Annotated in this window: 19 protein-coding genes; 11 read left to right on the forward strand and 8 right to left on the reverse strand. The window is 68.4% G+C overall.

What is annotated here, in order from left to right; genetic code table 11:
* Window positions 1–4: 4 nt before the first annotated feature.
* Together E3T54_RS03940 and fbaA are read right to left on the reverse strand one after the other, a co-directional pair.
* On the reverse strand, window positions 5–562 hold the full coding sequence (locus E3T54_RS03940) for a DUF6264 family protein (protein WP_134474660.1): 558 nt from the start codon (window positions 560–562) through the stop codon (window positions 5–7).
* A 9-nt stretch (window positions 563–571) separates the two neighbouring features.
* Entirely contained in the window at window positions 572–1597 is a 1026-nt protein-coding gene (fbaA, locus tag E3T54_RS03945) for a class II fructose-bisphosphate aldolase (protein WP_134474661.1), read from the reverse strand.
* Window positions 1598–1859: 262 nt separating this feature from the next.
* On the opposite strand from fbaA, the gene glpX reads away from it, so the two are divergent.
* On the forward strand, window positions 1860–2792 hold the full coding sequence (gene glpX / locus E3T54_RS03950; protein WP_134474710.1) for a class II fructose-bisphosphatase: 933 nt from the start codon (window positions 1860–1862) through the stop codon (window positions 2790–2792).
* A gap of 229 nt (window positions 2793–3021) precedes the next feature.
* On the opposite strand, the gene rmuC is transcribed toward glpX, so the two are convergent.
* Complete coding sequence (gene rmuC / locus E3T54_RS03955; protein WP_134474662.1) at window positions 3022–4356, reverse strand: DNA recombination protein RmuC; 1335 nt, start codon at window positions 4354–4356, stop codon at window positions 3022–3024.
* 56 nt (window positions 4357–4412) lie between these two features.
* Complete coding sequence (locus E3T54_RS03960; RefSeq protein WP_134474663.1) at window positions 4413–5030, reverse strand: exonuclease domain-containing protein; 618 nt, start codon at window positions 5028–5030, stop codon at window positions 4413–4415.
* A gap of 75 nt (window positions 5031–5105) precedes the next feature.
* Between E3T54_RS03960 and ychF the strand changes: the two genes are divergently transcribed.
* Both ychF and E3T54_RS03970 read left to right on the forward strand, forming a co-directional pair.
* Window positions 5106–6179, forward strand: a complete 1074-nt coding sequence (gene ychF / locus E3T54_RS03965; protein WP_092321271.1) for a redox-regulated ATPase YchF — start codon at window positions 5106–5108, stop codon at window positions 6177–6179.
* Window positions 6180–6341: 162 nt separating this feature from the next.
* Window positions 6342–7016, forward strand: coding sequence for an SDR family oxidoreductase (locus E3T54_RS03970; RefSeq protein ID WP_134474664.1), 675 nt, complete (start codon window positions 6342–6344; stop codon window positions 7014–7016).
* Window positions 7017–7265: 249 nt separating this feature from the next.
* Here E3T54_RS03970 and E3T54_RS03975 read toward each other — a convergent pair whose 3' ends face one another.
* Window positions 7266–7697: an SRPBCC family protein gene (locus E3T54_RS03975; protein ID WP_198414428.1), complete on the reverse strand. Its 432-nt coding sequence runs from the start codon at window positions 7695–7697 to the stop codon at window positions 7266–7268.
* A gap of 236 nt (window positions 7698–7933) precedes the next feature.
* On the opposite strand from E3T54_RS03975, the gene E3T54_RS03980 reads away from it, so the two are divergent.
* Window positions 7934–9343, forward strand: coding sequence for an MBL fold metallo-hydrolase (locus E3T54_RS03980; protein WP_134474666.1), 1410 nt, complete (start codon window positions 7934–7936; stop codon window positions 9341–9343).
* A gap of 9 nt (window positions 9344–9352) precedes the next feature.
* Here E3T54_RS03980 and E3T54_RS03985 read toward each other — a convergent pair whose 3' ends face one another.
* Window positions 9353–9844 (reverse strand): histidine phosphatase family protein, encoded by a 492-nt coding sequence (locus E3T54_RS03985; RefSeq protein ID WP_134474667.1) that lies wholly within the window; start codon window positions 9842–9844, stop codon window positions 9353–9355.
* Window positions 9845–9995: 151 nt separating this feature from the next.
* On the opposite strand from E3T54_RS03985, the gene E3T54_RS03990 reads away from it, so the two are divergent.
* From E3T54_RS03990 to E3T54_RS04020, 7 genes are all read left to right on the forward strand, one after another.
* Window positions 9996–10571 carry an HhH-GPD-type base excision DNA repair protein gene (locus tag E3T54_RS03990; protein ID WP_134474668.1) on the forward strand — a complete coding sequence of 192 codons (576 nt, stop codon included), beginning with the start codon at window positions 9996–9998 and terminating at the stop codon, window positions 10569–10571.
* Window positions 10568–10789, forward strand: coding sequence for a PLDc N-terminal domain-containing protein (locus tag E3T54_RS03995; protein ID WP_092321277.1), 222 nt, complete (start codon window positions 10568–10570; stop codon window positions 10787–10789). The genes E3T54_RS03990 and E3T54_RS03995 overlap by 4 nt, the downstream gene beginning before the upstream one ends.
* A 103-nt stretch (window positions 10790–10892) precedes the next feature.
* The gene (locus E3T54_RS04000; RefSeq protein WP_134474669.1) at window positions 10893–11303 is read left to right on the forward strand and encodes a VOC family protein; all 411 of its coding nucleotides are present in this window, start codon (window positions 10893–10895) and stop codon (window positions 11301–11303) included.
* A gap of 92 nt (window positions 11304–11395) precedes the next feature.
* Window positions 11396–11845, forward strand: coding sequence for a hypothetical protein (locus E3T54_RS04005; RefSeq protein ID WP_134474670.1), 450 nt, complete (start codon window positions 11396–11398; stop codon window positions 11843–11845).
* Between the two features lie 63 nt (window positions 11846–11908).
* Window positions 11909–12784, forward strand: coding sequence for a hypothetical protein (locus E3T54_RS04010; protein ID WP_134474671.1), 876 nt, complete (start codon window positions 11909–11911; stop codon window positions 12782–12784).
* Window positions 12785–12837: 53 nt separating this feature from the next.
* Window positions 12838–13104: a hypothetical protein gene (locus E3T54_RS04015; protein WP_174844384.1), complete on the forward strand. Its 267-nt coding sequence runs from the start codon at window positions 12838–12840 to the stop codon at window positions 13102–13104.
* A 70-nt stretch (window positions 13105–13174) separates the two neighbouring features.
* The gene (locus E3T54_RS04020; protein WP_134474672.1) at window positions 13175–13354 is read left to right on the forward strand and encodes a hypothetical protein; all 180 of its coding nucleotides are present in this window, start codon (window positions 13175–13177) and stop codon (window positions 13352–13354) included.
* Between the two features lie 17 nt (window positions 13355–13371).
* Here the strand turns inward: E3T54_RS04020 and trxA are convergent, their stop codons facing one another.
* Together trxA and E3T54_RS04030 are read right to left on the reverse strand one after the other, a co-directional pair.
* Window positions 13372–13749 carry a thioredoxin gene (trxA, locus tag E3T54_RS04025; protein ID WP_134474673.1) on the reverse strand — a complete coding sequence of 126 codons (378 nt, stop codon included), beginning with the start codon at window positions 13747–13749 and terminating at the stop codon, window positions 13372–13374.
* Between the two features lie 38 nt (window positions 13750–13787).
* Window positions 13788–15050 (reverse strand): MFS transporter, encoded by a 1263-nt coding sequence (locus tag E3T54_RS04030; RefSeq protein ID WP_370254823.1) that lies wholly within the window; start codon window positions 15048–15050, stop codon window positions 13788–13790.
* Between the last annotated feature and the right edge of the window lie 13 nt (window positions 15051–15063).

Genomic DNA, 15063 nt, shown 5'->3' on the forward strand with positions numbered 1-15063 from the left:
CCGGCTACGGCTGGCCGTACAGCTCGAGCAGGGTTGGATCGGCAGTCACGACGACCCCAATGAACACGAAGATCACCACGACCGAGACGGCGCCGCCGATCAGCGGAACGTAGAAGGCGCGGCGGCCGCGAGTCAGCAGCAGGATCGACAGCACGGTCGTCACGATCCAGATTCCGGCTTCGACGATGCGACCGGCCGTGATCAGGCCGGCGACCGAGGCGGCCGGGGTGTAGGTGCCGAGGTCTTCCTGCGTGTACAGCACCTGCATGGCCTGGGGCAGCGAGCCCAGGACCGAGACCATCAAGAACGTCGCCAGGAGCCCGAAGATGAGCAGGGCGAGCGTGACCGGTCGGTCCCAAGCGGGCGTGCGGGACGCCCCGGGCGCCGTGGCGGCCGCCGGGACCGATGCGGCGTCGGGCGCGACGGGAATGGCCGGGGCGGCGGAGTCATCCTTCGGCGGCGTCCAGCTCCAGCCTTCCGGCGCGAGCTCGCCGAATTGCGGCCGGGGACGGGTGTCCTCCGGGCGGTTCGGCTCGGAAGAATTCGGGTCGGGAATCGTCATGCGCCGGAGCTAGCTGTTCGAGTGGCCGGCCGAGCCCAGCTGACGGGTCGAGTCGACGACGCGGGCGGCCATGGCCGCCTCGGCCACCTTGCCCCACGCGCGGGGGTCGTAGACCTTCTTGTTGCCCACTTCGCCGTCGACCTTGAGCACGCTGTCGTAGTTCTTGAGCATGTAGTCGGCGATCGCCCGGGTGAAGGCGTACTGGGTGTCCGTGTCGATGTTCATTTTGATGACGCCGTTGGCGACCGCCTCGGCGATTTCCGCGTCGGTCGAGCCGGAGCCGCCGTGGAAGACGAGGTCGAGCGGCTTGGGGCCGGTTCCGTACTTCTCGGCCAGGCCCTCCTGAATGCCCTTGAGCAGTTCCGGGCGCAGCTTGACGTTGCCGGGCTTGTACACGCCGTGCACATTGCCGAAGGTGAGCGCCGACATGTAGCGACCCTGCTCGCCCAGGCCGAGGGCTTCGACCAGCGCGATGGCGTCATCGAGGCTGGTGTAGAGCTTCTCGTTGATGTCGTGGCTGACGCCATCCTCTTCGCCGCCGACGACGCCGATCTCAACTTCGAGGATCGCGTTAATCGCGCGGGTGCGCGCCAGCATGTCCTTGGCGATCTCGAGGTTCTCGCCGAGCGGCACGGAGGATCCGTCCCACATGTGGGACTGGAAGATCGGGTTGCGGCCGGCCTTGACCTCGTCCTCGGAGGCCGCGATCAGCGGCATGACGAAGTCGTCGAGGGCGCCCTTCGGGCAGTGGTCGGTGTGCAGCGCGACGGTGATCGGGTAGTTGTCGGCGACCGAGTGCACGAAGCGGGCGAAGGCGAGGGCGCCGGATGCGCGGTTCTTCACGGTGTGGCCGGCGAAGTAGTCCGCGCCGCCCGTGGTGACCTGGATGATGCCGTCGGAGCCGGCCTCGGTGAGGCCCTGCAGCACCGCGTTGATGGTCTGGGACGAAGAGACGTTGAATGCGGGGTAGGCGAATCCCTTGTCCTTGGCCTTGTTCAGCATCTCGGCGTACTGGTCTGGGGTGGCGATAGGCATGGCGTCTCCTGAGGAAGTATCCGGCTGGGTGGCTCAATACTACCGAGACTGCCCATAGGCCGGGGCGCATATGTCGACCCGCCGCCGCACCCCCAGCGGCGCGACGCTAAGCTGGCGGAGGTGGCTCTGGCCTACCTGCGCCGGCCCGCTGACGGGCTTCGCCACTGCAACACGCTTCGTCCGGGAAGGACCATTTGTGAACAGCACTGACCCCATCGTCACTGACCCCATCGTGTACGCGCACCCCGATCGCAACCTGGCCATGGAGTTGGTGCGCGCGACCGAGGCAGCCGCGATTCGCGCCGTGCCGTTCATCGGCCGCGGCGACAAGTATGCCGCCGACAAGGCCGCCGTCGACGCCATGCGCGCGTTCCTCGGCACCGTCAACTTCGACGGCCTCATCGTGATCGGCGAGGGCGAGAAGGACGAGGCGCCGATGCTCTTCAACGGGGAACGTGTCGGCACCGGCCGTGGCCCCGCCTGCGACATCGCCGTCGACCCGATCGACGGCACGAGCCTCACGGCCGCGGGCCGCCAGAACGCCATCTCCGTGATCGCCGTCTCCGACCGCGGCACGATGCTGGACGCGTCATCCGTGTTCTACATGGACAAGATCGTCACCGGCGCCGCCGGCCGCGGCGTCGTGAGCCTCGACCAGTCGATCGGCGACAACATCCGCGAGCTGTCGAAGGCCATCGGCAAGCCGGTCGGCGACATGACCATTGCCGTCCTCGACCGTCCCCGCCACGCGGGACTCATCGACGCCATTCGCAGCGCGGGTGCCGGCACCCGCCTCATGCTCGACGGCGATGTGGCCGGCGGCATCAACGCCGCCCGTTACGAGACTCGCATCGACATGTGCGTCGGCATCGGCGGCAGCCCCGAGGGCATCACCACGGCCTGCGCGCTCAAGGCGCTGGGCGGTTACATGCAGGGCCGCCTCGCGCCCAAGGACGACGCCGAGCGGGCCAGGGGCGTCGCGGCCGGCCTGGACATCGACAAACTGCTCGAAATCGACGACATGGTCAGCGGCGACAACACGTTCTTCGTGGCCACCGGGGTCACCGACGGCGGACTCGTCGACGGCGTGCGCCGCAAGGGCCCGATGATCCGCACCGAGAGCATTGTGCTCCGGTCGCGTTCGGGCACCGCCCGCCGCGTCGTCGCCGAGCACCTCGCCGAGAAGTGGCTCTAAGGCCCTGACTTCCCTCGCCGAACTGTGAGTTTGGCACCTTCGGCGCGCTCGTGAAGGTGCCGAACTCACAGTTCGGCGCGCTCGCGCAGCACATGTGCTGGGCGGTTCTTCCTGTCCCCTTCAGGCCCGTCCCGGTTGAGTTGCGGAGAAAGTACCTTCGTCGCAAAGTTGAAGGTACTTTGTCCGCAGTTCAACTTCGCGGGCCGCGTGGAGGATTGCTCGCGAGCGGTCAGTCGGCGGCGCGGATGACGGCGGCCTCGAGTTCGGCCGTCTCGAGCTCGGCCACGAATTCGAACGCGGCCAGCTCGCGCGGCGTCTCCTCGATGCCCACCAGCGGCGCGAGGACCTTCGACTCGTCCAGGGCGTTGAGCTTGCGCGCCGTGGGGAGCACCTGGCGTTCCATCGAGCCGACGAAGCCGTTGTAGTCCTTCACGGTGCGTTCGATCGAGCGGCCCAGCTTCTCGATGTGCGTCGCCGTCGTGGCCAGGCGCGAGTAAAGCTCCCGGCTGAGGTCGAAGAGAACCTTGGCATCCTGGGTGAGCACATCCTGCTGCCAGCTGAACGCGACCGTCTTGAGCACCGACCAGAGCGTCACCGGCGAGGCGAGCGCGACGCGCTTGCCGAAGGCGAACTCCATGATCGTCGGGTCGGCTTCCATGGCCGATAAGACGAGCGATTCGCTCGGGATGAACGCGATCACGATCTCCGGCGACGCCTCGAGTCCCTGCCAATAGGCTTTGCTGCCGAGGGCCGTGATGTGGTCGCGGACCGCCTTCACGTGCGCCTTCATGTAGGTCTCCCGCCGGGCGCCTTCCGCGCCGGTGGCGGTGGCGGGGATCTGGCTCGCCTCGAGGAAGGCGTTGAACGGCACCTTAGCGTCGACGGCGATGTTCTTGCCCCCGGGCAGGTGCACGACCATGTCGGGGCGCCCCGCGCCGGCATCCGAGGTGATGCTGGACTGCATGTCGAAGTCGACCCGCTCGATCAGGCCCGCGGCCTCGACCACGCTGCGCAGCTGTGTCTCGCCCCAGACCCCGCGGGTGCTGTTGGAGCGCAGGGCGGAGGCCAGCGATTCCGCGGTGCTGCGCAGGCGCTCCTCGGACTCGGTGGCCGAACGAAGCTGCTGGCTGAGTTCGCCGTGCTGCAGGCTGCGCTGTGCCTCGAGCTCGGACACCTTCTTCTGCATGTCCTGCAAGCTCTCCCGCACCGGGGCCAGGGCCTGGAGCACCTTGCTTTCCTGGCGTTCCCGCTCCGACCGGGCCTCCTGGTCGGTGCGCTGGCGGTCGATCAGCTCGCGGTACTGCTGCTGGGCGTCGAGGATCTGGCCGCGCATGCCCTCGGCGGTGGCCTGCATCGCCGCGAGTTCCTCGCGCAGGAGGGACTGCACGGCCGCGTCGGCCGCCCGGGTCTCGGCCAGCGCCACCTGGTGCCGCGCCTCGACCACGGCCGGGTCTTCGGCCGCGGGCTGGGCCGAGCGGCGGCGCTGCAGCACGACGACCGCCAGGAGTGCGCCGAGGAGCACGCCGATGACGATTCCGAGGATGAGGCTGAGCAGTGGGTCCATGTGTCAAGTGTGCCAGTGGCCACCGACAGAGCCCGTGAAGCGCGGGAGGTGCGCTGTTAGTTCAGCGCCATCGGACCGTGCGTGGCGGAGTGTTCGCGGGTGGCGACGGGGCCGATCACACCGATCTTGACGCCGGTGATGTGCGCGAGCTGCTCGAGCGTGTCGGCCTCGTGCCGCTGCGCAGCGTGGATCATGATCGCGGCGCACGCCTCGGCATCGGCCAGCGCGTCGTGGTGGGCGAAGTCCTCGAACCCGGCGGCCATCGCGGCGACCGGGAGCCGGTAGGAGTCGAGGTGGTAGGTGCGCCGGGCCACCTGCAGGCTGCAGACGTACGCGAAGTCGGGGATCGCCAGGCCGGCGACGGTCGACGAGGTCGAGATGACGCCGAGGTCGAAGCCGGCGTTGTGTGCGACGAGGTGGTCGCCGTCGGCGAAGGCAACCAGGTCGGGGAGCTGGGCCGCCCAGCCGGCGGCACCGGCGACATCCGACGGCCGGATGCCGTGGATCTTGATATTCCACTCCTGGAATGCGTCGTGGCCGACCGGGGGCCGGATGAACCAGCCCACACGCTCGACGACCTTGCCGTCCCTGACCTTCACCATGCCGACCGAGCAGGCCGAAGCGGCGGAGGAGTTGGCGGTCTCGAAGTCGATGGCGGTGAAGTTGAGGGGCACGTCCTCATCGTCTCACGCGCCGCTGACAGGGCCCGTCAAGGAAGGGCCGGGCGCGAGCCGGTACGATTGAGTCTCGTGGCTCTAACTATTGCAATCGTCGGACTGCCCAATGTCGGCAAGTCCACCCTCTTCAACGCCCTGACCAAGAACAACGTGCTCGCGGCGAACTACCCGTTCGCGACGATCGAGCCGAACGTCGGGGTCGTCAACCTGCCCGACGCGCGCCTGGCGAAGCTCGCGACGATCTTCGGCAGCGAGCGCCTCCTGCCTGCCCCGGTGTCGTTCGTCGACATCGCCGGAATCGTGCGCGGCGCCAGCGAGGGCGAGGGCCTGGGCAACAAGTTCCTCGCCAACATCCGTGAAGCCGACGCCATCGCGCAGGTCATCCGAGGCTTCGCCGACCCCGACGTCGTGCATGTCGACGGCGCGGTCGACCCGGCCGGCGACATGGAGACCATCAACACCGAGCTGATCCTGGCCGACCTGCAGACCCTCGAGAAGGCGGTCACCCGCTTCGAGAAGGACACCAAGGGCCGCAAGCTCGACCCGGCCGTGCTGCAGACGGCCCTGGCCGCCCAGGCCTTCCTCGACGCCGGCAAGCCGCTGTCCGCCTCGACGATCGACCTCGAGCCGATCCGCGAACTCGGCCTGCTCACGGCCAAGCCGTTCATCTACGTCTTCAACGTCGACGAGGAGGTGCTGCAGGATGCCGAGAAGCTCGCCACCCTCGCCGCCCTCGTCGCCCCGGCCAAGGCCGTGTTCCTCGACGCCAAGCTCGAGTCGGAACTTCTGGAACTGGACGAAGAGGATGCCGCCGAGATGCTGGCCTCCACCGGCCAGGAGGAGAGCGGCCTCAACCAGCTCGCCCGCATCGGCTTCGACACGCTCGGCCTGCAGACCTACCTGACCGCCGGGCCCAAGGAAACGCGCGCCTGGACGATCCACAAGGGGTGGACCGCGCCGCAGGCCGCCGGGGTCATCCACACCGACTTCCAGAAGGGCTTCATCAAGGCCGAGGTCTTCTCGTTCGACGACCTCGTCGCCGCCGGCTCGGTGGCCGAGGCCCGCGCCAAGGGCAAGGCCCGCATCGAAGGCAAGGACTACGTCATGCAGGATGGCGACGTGGTGGAGTTCCGCTTCAACGTCTAGGCTCGGGCAGGTCGGAAGGGGCCCGAGCGTACCGCTCGCAGCAGAAGCTCTCAGTATTTGCTTCGCCTAAGCGAACTTGCTCAGGTGCGTGATCCCGAAGAACTGTCGTCCAATCTGACCTCACTCTAGACACCACACCATCATCATTCGGAGGAAACCACCGTGCCTGTCATCGCCATCATCGGAGCTGGACCGGGACTCGGAGCAGCAGTTGCGCGAAGGTTCGGGCGCGAGGGCTTCTCAATCGCCCTGATCTCGAGGAACCAGTCGAAGCTGGACTCCATGGCTGCGGAGCTCACTGCTGCCGGCTTCACCGTGGGTGGTTACGCTGCGGATGTACGGGTACCGGCGACGCTTGAAGATGCACTGGCGCGTGCCGCGGCAGAGCTGGGACCCATCTCCACGTTGCAGTACAGTCCGCTCCCGTCGCGTGATTATCTGAAGCCGGTGCTTGAAATGACTCCGGAGCTGGCTTTGGAGGCATTGCAGTTCTCGGCTCTCGGGCTCATTCACGCGGTGCGTACGGTGCTCCCGGCAATGCGGCAGGCAGGAAGCGGCAGCATCATCTTGATCAACGGCGGAACCTCGGTGAAGGCCCGCGCTGACTTCGCAGGCACATCGGTCGCCTTCCCGGCTGAGAGCGCCTACGGTGAGATGCTCCACGACGCACTCGAGGGTGAGGGAGTCCGTGTCAGCCAACTCGTGATCCCGGGAGGCATTCCTCAGCTCCAGCTTGTCAACGGCATCGACGGCGTCGCCGATCGCATTTGGGACCTCCACGCCGTTGCCGGTCCATTTCGAACGATGCTCATCCCGCTTGAGGACGGCAGGGAGTAGGGGAGTCACTGCGCTGCTGGCAGCGACGATGCGGAGATAGCCAGGATGGCGCGAAACGTGGCTCTAAAGGTTGCTCGGCGATGCCACTCGGTGGAGTTCCGCTTCAACGTCTGACTCGCTCGCCGCTCGCGTCGCTGCCCGCGGTGCGTTCCGCCGAGATTGACGGTTCCGGTCGAGTTCCCCTGGTGTGCCTGTCAATGTCGACCGGAACAGGCGAACTCGGCCGACAACGCCGTCTTCACCGCGGACTCAGGCCAGGGCCTCGATCTCGACCTTGTAGGTGGCAAGGGCGCGCTCAATGTCCTTGTCTCCGTGGAAGAAGACCGCGTCGAGCATCTTCATCAGCGTGGAGGCGTCCCAGCTGGCTGTGAGCGTCGTTCCGCTGTCGTCGGCCTCGACGGAGAAGGTGAAGATTGGGCCCAGGGAGGAATGGTCGACGATGCGCTCGTTGACCACATACTCCTCCCTTGTGAAGACACCGGTCAGGTGCATGCCGAGTTCGCGGTACTTGACCTCGTAGGTGGACACAGTCCCTTCGGGCGACCGGTTCACGGCACCCAGGGTGATGTTGGATTCCTCCGGCATCGCGGCGACGAAGTGCGCGGGGTCCTCGATGTAGTGGAAGACCTTCTCCACGGGCGCGTCGATGTGGATGCTGTGTGTGTGCTTATCAGAGGGCATGATGCTCCGCTTCCTTGCTACGACGGTGATCCAAACGGATCGTGCGGTACGCGCTTATGAGGGGAATGTGCCCTCGGCCGCATGGTTTGACAAGCAAGAGGGACTGGGCGGCCAACCGCTCGAACCGACCGCACGGGGGCTTGCCTTATACCCCCCCGGGTATTACTCTGGAGTAGAGACGAACGGAAGGACCCCTCTGGGACCTCCGCCGCACTGTCTACGAAGGAGACCCCCACATGCTTATTGAGCGCATTTATGACGAGGACCTTGCCCAGGCCAGCTTCCTGATCGGCTGCCAGCGCAAGGGCGAGGCGGTCGTGGTCGACCCCCGCCGCGACATTGCCGTCTATCAGGCCGTCGCCGCAGCGAACGGAATGAAGATCGTCGCCGTCACCGAGACCCACATCCACGCCGACTACCTCTCCGGCACCCGCGAACTGGCCGCAGCCACCGGCGCGACCATCTACGTGTCCGGCGAGGGCGGAGAGGACTGGCAGTACCGATTCGAGGGCGAGCGGCTGTACGACGGTGACGCGATCACCATCGGCAACATCACCGTCCAGGCCGTGCACACTCCGGGCCACACCCCCGAGCACCTCTCCTACCTCGTCACCGATGGCGCGTTCAGCGACAAGCCCGGCTACCTGCTCTCCGGCGACTTCGTCTTCTCCGGCGACCTGGGACGTCCGGACCTGCTGGATGAGGCAGCCGGCGGCGTCGACACCCGGTTCGCCGGGGCGAAGCAGATGTTCGCCAGCCTCCGGGACAAGTTCCTGACCCTGCCCGACTACGTGCAGGTGCACCCTGGCCACGGCGCCGGCAGCGCCTGCGGCAAGGCCCTCGGCGCGGTCCCGTCCTCGACGGTCGGCTACGAGCGGCTCTACGCCTGGTGGGGCCCCTACCTCGTCGCGGGCGACGAAGAAGGCTTCATCAACGAACTCCTCGACGGCCAGCCCGACGCACCGGCCTACTTCGGGCGGATGAAGCGCGAGAACCGTCAGGGTCCGGCCATCATGGGCGAGCGTGCTCCGCTGGAAGAACTGTCCGCCGAAACCGTCGCCAAGGACCTCGCCGAGAACACGGTGACGTTCGTTGACACCCGCCACAACACCGAGGTGCATGAAGGCACCGTGCAGGGCTCGCTGAACATCCCGGCCGGCAAGAGCGTGGCGACCTACGCCGCGTGGGCCGTGGACCCGGAGCGGGATTCCCGCCCGCTCGTGCTCCTGGCCGCCGACCAGGACCAGGCCCAGGAATACTGGGACCACCTCGTGCGCGTCGGCATCGACAAGGTGAGCGGCTATGTCACCGGGTTCGAAGGCCTGCCGCTGAGCACCCCGCGGCTGGTCCAGCCCGAGGAGCTGGACGGCTTCGAGTCGGCACTGCTGCTCGACGTCCGCGCCAAGAGCGAGCACGACGCCGGTCACATCCCGGGCTCACCGCAGTTGCACGGCGGTCGCGTGCTCTGGAACCTGGACCAGCTCCCGGCCGAGGGCACCATCGTGACCTACTGCCAGAGTGGCGTCCGCAGTTCGGTCGTGGCCAGCGCGCTGCGCCACGAGGGCTATAACGTGGTCGAGCTCGACGGCAGCTACATCGGCTGGGTCGCCCAGCAGGAGTCCCTGGAGTCGACCTCCGCCCGCTGACCCGGGCAGTTACCGCGACGCTGCGGGTGGCCTGCCGCCCGCCCGCAGCGTCGCTTGCGTTCGGCCGGCGTTCGACCACGAGCCGGCCAGCCCGATCACCGCCAGAGCCGAGGTGGGCATCGGCACCGAGTCGCCCGTGAGAATCGAGACAAGGTCTTCGATCCCGGGGTTGTGGCCCACCAACACGACGGTGTCGACCTCGTCCGGCAGGGCGCGCACCACGCCGAGCAACTGACTCGTGGACGCGGCGTACAGTCGCTCGTCGATCCGGCTCGGCGGCCGGCTCGCCAGCTCTGCCGAGGCGAGTTCCCAGGTGCTGCGAGCCCGCCTCGCGGGTGACACGACGGCGAGATCGATGCGGTCGATGCTCACGGCCAGCCATCGGCCGGCCTCCGGTGCCTGCCGCAGGCCGCGATCGGCCAGCGGCCGGTCGACGTCGGCCTCCTCGCCCGACCAGTCCGACTTGGCATGCCGCAGCAGGATGAGGGTGCGCTCAGGCATCCGACGCCCCCGGCGCCAGGGGGCGCCGACCACACAGGTACGCACTCGGAACGGCTTCATGCGCCGAGCGTATCCGGGCCGCCCCGCACCTGTCGCCATTTCGGCTGCACTGGGGTGCGCGGATGCACGCGCCCGGTGCCAGACTGGGCGGATGACGCTGCACCTCACCGGCGACTCCGCCGCCGACACCCTCCTCAGCGAGGATCCGTTCGCCCTCCTGCTCGGGATGCTTCTCGACCAGCAGATCGCGATGGAGACCGCCTTCGCCGGACCGGCCAAGATCCGAGACCGGATCGGCACCCTCGACCCCGCGACGCTCGCCGGGTACGACGCGGATGCCTTCGTCGAGGTCTTCCGGCAGACGCCGGCGGTGCATCGGTTCCCCGGCTCGATGGCCGCGCGGGTACAGACCGTGGCCGGCGTCGTCGCCACGGACTGGGCTGGAGACGCGTCCGCCATCTGGACCTCCGGATCCCCGGACGGCGCCGAGATCCTCCGCCGGCTGAAGGGGCTCCCGGGCTTCGGCGAACAGAAGGCGAAGATCTTCCTGGCCCTGCTCGGCAAGAGGCTCGGGATCACGGCAGCGGGCTGGCGTGAAGCGTCCGCCCCGTACGGCGAAGAGGGGTCGTTCCGCTCGGTCGCCGACATCGTCGACGCCGACACCCTGACACGCGTGCGGGAGACAAAGCGGGCGGCGAAGGCCGCCGCGAAAAAGCCCGGCGCATGAGCGCGCGCAGCTGGAGTGAGCTGACCGAGCGGCAGCAAACGGCGATTCTGGTGGGGGCTTCGGTGCAGCTCTCCCTGGCCGCGACCGCATGGGCCGACCTCGCGAAGCGCCCGCCGGCGCTCGTCCACGGACGCAAGGGCGTCTGGGCGGCGATCATCGGAGTGAATTTCCTCGGCCCGATCTCCTACTTCATCCTGGGTAGACGCCCGCGCCGGTAGCCGCACCCCGGGCCGTTAACCGCCGGACCGGCCGGACGCGCAGGCATCCGCAGGGACGCCGCACGCATGGCGGTCACCGCCACAGCCGCCTAACGTGGGCCGCATGACCATCTCACTCCAGTACTCAACCATCACCGTCAGTGACGTGGACGAGTCGCTCGCCTTCTACCGGGACGCGCTCGGACTCGAGGTTCAGAGCGATGTGGCTTCGGGCGCCTTCCGCTGGGTCACCCTGGTCAGCCCGGCCCAGCCGGACCTCGGGATCGTGCTCTCCGAGCCCCACGCCGGCCGGTCCCAGGCCGACGGCGACACCCTCCGGAAACTGCTGACGAAGGGCGCCCTGCCGATCATCGTCTTCCGCACGGACGACCTCGATGCGACCTTCGAGACGATCCGCGCATCCGGCGCCGAGGTGGTGCAGGAGCCCATCGACCAGCCCTGGGGCCCGCGCGACTGCGCATTCCGTGACCCGTCGGGCAACACGGTGCGGATCTCCCAGGCGCCGAAGCCGTAACGGGGCCGACACTCGGCGACCGCATCCGGCCCGCGCGGGCCGCGGGGGAAGGGTCTACTCTCGGTACCGCCCGACCTGTGACGGAGGCCAGAATGACCAGCACCGCTTCTCCCCGCACGACGAGCAGCGCCTCCAGACGGGTCGGCTACGCGGTCTCCGTCGCCATCAATGGGGTGCTGCTGTACCTCGTCAACGTGTGGCCGGGCTGGCAGATCATTCCGTTCCTCACCGAGGACTTCCGCGATGTGCTGGGCCTGGTGAACGCGTCGCTGATCGCCGGGATGGTCGTCAACCTTTTCAACCTGCTCCTCGACTGGCGATCGGTGCGGGCGCTTGGTGACCTCGTCACGCTTGCAATCGGGCTGGCCGGGCTCGTGCTGTTCTGGCAGGTGTTTCCGTTCGACTTCCCGGACGGCTTCGACTGGTCCCTGCTCGTGCGGATCGTGATCGTCCTGGCCATGGTCGGCACGGTCATCGGCATCATCGTGCAGGTCGTGACGCTGATCCGCAGCCTGGCTGGTTCCGGCGACGCAGACAAGTAGGCTGGCGGCAACCAGGGGGGGGGGTGGCCATGAACGGCACCATCAGCAGACCGGGGGCGTTCGGTGGCGCGTGAGCCGATCGAGGATGCGTATTCCCGGGCTCGGCGCGATCCGGGCTTCCTCGAGGCCGTGCGCCGCGACTACCGCGGACGCCACGACGCGCTCCATGCCCTGTGGTGGCTGGTACATCCGACGGAGCCCGCACCCGACGGCACGCCGTCCCCGCTGCAGGAGCTGCGCGACCTGCAGCGCCGGGTCTTCTCCGCGGACGGCGGTTCCCTGGGCGACTCGGACGCCACCCGCTCGATCAGTGAGCTCCAGGCGGAGGCATCCGTGGAGCGCGAAGCGATAGAGGATGCCGTGGCCGCCGCGTCGGAGGGACGCGCACCCGGGCTCGAGTCGCTGTTCCCCGCGGAAGGTCCCCTGGGCGGGGCTGTCGATAGCCCCGGTGCGGCGTCCGCGGGTGCCTCGAAACGGACGCGGAAGGTCGTCGTGCTCGTCGGCATCGTGGCGGCGGCCGCCGGCGTGGTCGCCGGGACCCAGTTCGCGGGCGCACGCGTGGAGGCGGCGCCGCCGGCCTCGCCCACGCCTGCCGTCACGGCGAAAGTGACCTGCGACCAGATGACCGACGTCGTGACCATCCTCATGAACGCGGCGATTTCGCGCGCCGAGACCCGAACGACCGAGCAGGAGTGGCAGGGTGCAGCCGCGCTCGCCGCGCGAGTGCTTGACCGCGTGGACACCGCGGAAGGCACGACCCTGGCCAGGCGCATTGCCGAGCTGAGGGTCGTCATGTCCACCGTCGACCCGACCGAGGTGACGCCGGACGGGCTGAGTTTCCGGGAGTCGTCAACGTGGAACCTCGCGCTCCACGGGGTGTTCACAGCCTGCGACGCGGCCGGAGCCCCGTTCGTGGTGCAGTCCTGGGCGGTCGGCTAGGTGCCTTTGTGCAGCGGCTCTCCGCCGCGATGCGGCCTCGGCCCGGACAGCGGATGATTAACGCCTGCTTCAATCGGATCTACTGGAAACACGATGCGTTCGCCGAGGGAGGCGGGCTCCTGGCCGGCATGAGCCGGATCTCGCACCTGCCCGGCGTGCTGATTCACGGCAGGCTCGACGTGAGCTCACCGCTGTCGACAGCGTGGAACCTGCACCAGGCCTGGCCCGGCAGCGAACTCATCGTGATCGACGATGAGGGGCATGGCGGTGACGCGATGATCAACGAACTCACGGGCGCGGTCGCCCGCTTCGCACCCTAGACGGGCGCCGGTATCGGGCTTAGCCTCGGTGCAGGGAAGTGTTCGCTGCAACGAAGCGCGGAGGTTCAGGATGAGCGACGAGAAGACCAACCCATCGGCCAAGCCGGGTGCCGAATCCCCGGTCGGGGACATGACGGAGCAGGGCGAGACCGAGGTGGGTCCGCACCCCTCGCTCACGAACCTCGAGAACTGGGATGAATCCGACATTGAATCGGCTGCGGGGGACGAGGCGGAGGAGCAGCCCGAGTAGGGCCGCCCCTCGCTCGGTCAGGCTGCCTGGGGACCCGTGCCGCGCGCCGCGATGCTGGCGCGGACCTCGTCCATGTTCAGGTTCTGAACGCCCGTGATGAGTTCCTCCAGGCTGCTCGCGTTGAGTGCGCCGGGCTGGGAGAACACCAGCACGGAGTCTCTGAAGACCATCAGGGTCGGGATAGACCGGATGCCGGCGGCCGCGGCCAGACCCTGCTCGGCCTCGGTGTCGACCTTCGCGAAGGTGATCTCGGGGTGCTTGTCGGAAGCCGTCGTGAAGGTGGGGGCGAACATGCGGCAGGGGCCGCACCATTCGGCCCAGAAGTCGACCAGCACGATGCCGTTGCCGGCGATGGTCTCGTCGAAGGTTTTCTCAGTGATGTCAATGGTTGCCATGACACCAGAATATACCCCTAGGGGTAATTTGTATACCCCTAGGGGTATCGAAGTCGCAGGGCGGACCACGCCATCACGACGGCGACCATGGCCATGGCGGCGAGCCCCAGCCCGGAGTAGCCCGCCACCGCGAGGATGGGGCCGGCCAGTGCCCCGCCGAGCGCCCCGGCCGCGTTCATCGACAGGTCCGAGAACCCTTGCAGCGGCGAGCGGTCGTGCACGTCGACCGCCTCGGCCACGAGAGCGGAGCCGGCGACCACGGATGCCGACCAGCCCAGGCCGAGGAAGATGAGGCAGATCGTCATGGCGGTCTGGGAGCCGTCGCCGAGCCAGGCGATGGTCAACGCCGTGAGCAGCATCGCCTGGCCGCCGAGGATGACCGGCAGCCGTCCGACGCGGTCGGAGAGCCAGCCGAAGACGGGGGAGAGGGCGTACATTCCGGCCACGTGCAGGCTGATCGTCAGGCCGACGATGGTCAGTGTTGCCCCGTGGTCTCGCAGGTGCACCGGGGCCATCGACATCAGCGCGACCATCGTGGCGTGGCTGAGGGCGATCACGGCCACGGCGTAGCGCGCCGGCGAGTTGGTGCGGATGATGGCCAGGCCGCCCCGGCGCAGCCGAGGGGTGAGGCTGATGGCGCGGCCTGCGAGTGCGGTGAGGAGGGGGTCGGGCCGCAGTCCGAGCGCGTAGACGACGGAGGCGGCGACCGTGGCCAGGAGCGAGAAGGCGAAGGCGCCGGTCATGGCCGGAAGCCCGACCACGGCGCCGAGGGCCTCGCCCGGTCCGAACAGGTTCGGACCCAGCACGGCGCCGATCGTCGTTGACCAGACCACGAGGGACAGGTCCCGGGCTCGGAATCGGGAGCCGGCGAGGTCGGTCGCGGCGAAGCGCGCCTGGAGGTTCGTGGCCGATCCGGCTCCCAGAAGCATGAGGGCCAGGAGGAGGAGCGGGAAGAGATCGAGGGCGGCCGCGCTGATCGCGAGCACGGCTCCGCTGCCCGCGATGAGGGATCCGGTCGCCAGGGATACCCGTCGGCCCCTGGCCTGGGCCAGACGGGCGAGAGGCACGGCGACGAAGGCCGCGCCGAGGGTGCTCATGGTCGCGGCCATGCCGGACCAGGCGCTCGAACCCGACAGGTCCGCGGCGAGCAGGGCGCCGAGCGACAGGGTCGCCCCCATGCCGATTCCGCCGAGGATCTGCCCGGCGACGAGCACCCGGACGACCCGCTTTTGGAGCACGGAGTCCCGCTCGCCGTCGACGGGGGGCACGCCGACGAGGGGAGGGCGCTCGTCATTGCTCACAGATGGACTCACA

This window comes from Cryobacterium sp. Sr8, from assembly GCF_004403225.1.
GTDB lineage: Bacteria > Actinomycetota > Actinomycetes > Actinomycetales > Microbacteriaceae > Cryobacterium > Cryobacterium psychrotolerans.

Excerpts from the sequence above, each read along its gene's own strand:
- E3T54_RS03990 (WP_134474668.1), top strand. The coding sequence starts at position 9,996 with ATGACGCTGCACCTCACCGGCGACTCCGCCGCCGACACCCTCCTCAGC.
- E3T54_RS04005 (WP_134474670.1), top strand. The coding sequence starts at position 11,396 with ATGACCAGCACCGCTTCTCCCCGCACGACGAGCAGCGCCTCCAGACGG.
- E3T54_RS03975 (WP_198414428.1), bottom strand. The coding sequence starts at position 7,697 with ATGCCCTCTGATAAGCACACACACAGCATCCACATCGACGCGCCCGTG.
- E3T54_RS04020 (WP_134474672.1), top strand. The coding sequence starts at position 13,175 with ATGAGCGACGAGAAGACCAACCCATCGGCCAAGCCGGGTGCCGAATCC.
- E3T54_RS04015 (WP_174844384.1), top strand. The coding sequence starts at position 12,838 with ATGATTAACGCCTGCTTCAATCGGATCTACTGGAAACACGATGCGTTC.
- glpX (WP_134474710.1), top strand. The coding sequence starts at position 1,860 with ATGGAGTTGGTGCGCGCGACCGAGGCAGCCGCGATTCGCGCCGTGCCG.
- rmuC (WP_134474662.1), bottom strand. The coding sequence starts at position 4,356 with ATGGACCCACTGCTCAGCCTCATCCTCGGAATCGTCATCGGCGTGCTC.
- fbaA (WP_134474661.1), bottom strand. The coding sequence starts at position 1,597 with ATGCCTATCGCCACCCCAGACCAGTACGCCGAGATGCTGAACAAGGCC.
- trxA (WP_134474673.1), bottom strand. The coding sequence starts at position 13,749 with ATGGCAACCATTGACATCACTGAGAAAACCTTCGACGAGACCATCGCC.
- E3T54_RS03940 (WP_134474660.1), bottom strand. The coding sequence starts at position 562 with ATGACGATTCCCGACCCGAATTCTTCCGAGCCGAACCGCCCGGAGGAC.
- E3T54_RS04000 (WP_134474669.1), top strand. The coding sequence starts at position 10,893 with ATGACCATCTCACTCCAGTACTCAACCATCACCGTCAGTGACGTGGAC.
- E3T54_RS03980 (WP_134474666.1), top strand. The coding sequence starts at position 7,934 with ATGCTTATTGAGCGCATTTATGACGAGGACCTTGCCCAGGCCAGCTTC.
- E3T54_RS03995 (WP_092321277.1), top strand. The coding sequence starts at position 10,568 with ATGAGCGCGCGCAGCTGGAGTGAGCTGACCGAGCGGCAGCAAACGGCG.
- E3T54_RS03985 (WP_134474667.1), bottom strand. The coding sequence starts at position 9,844 with ATGCCTGAGCGCACCCTCATCCTGCTGCGGCATGCCAAGTCGGACTGG.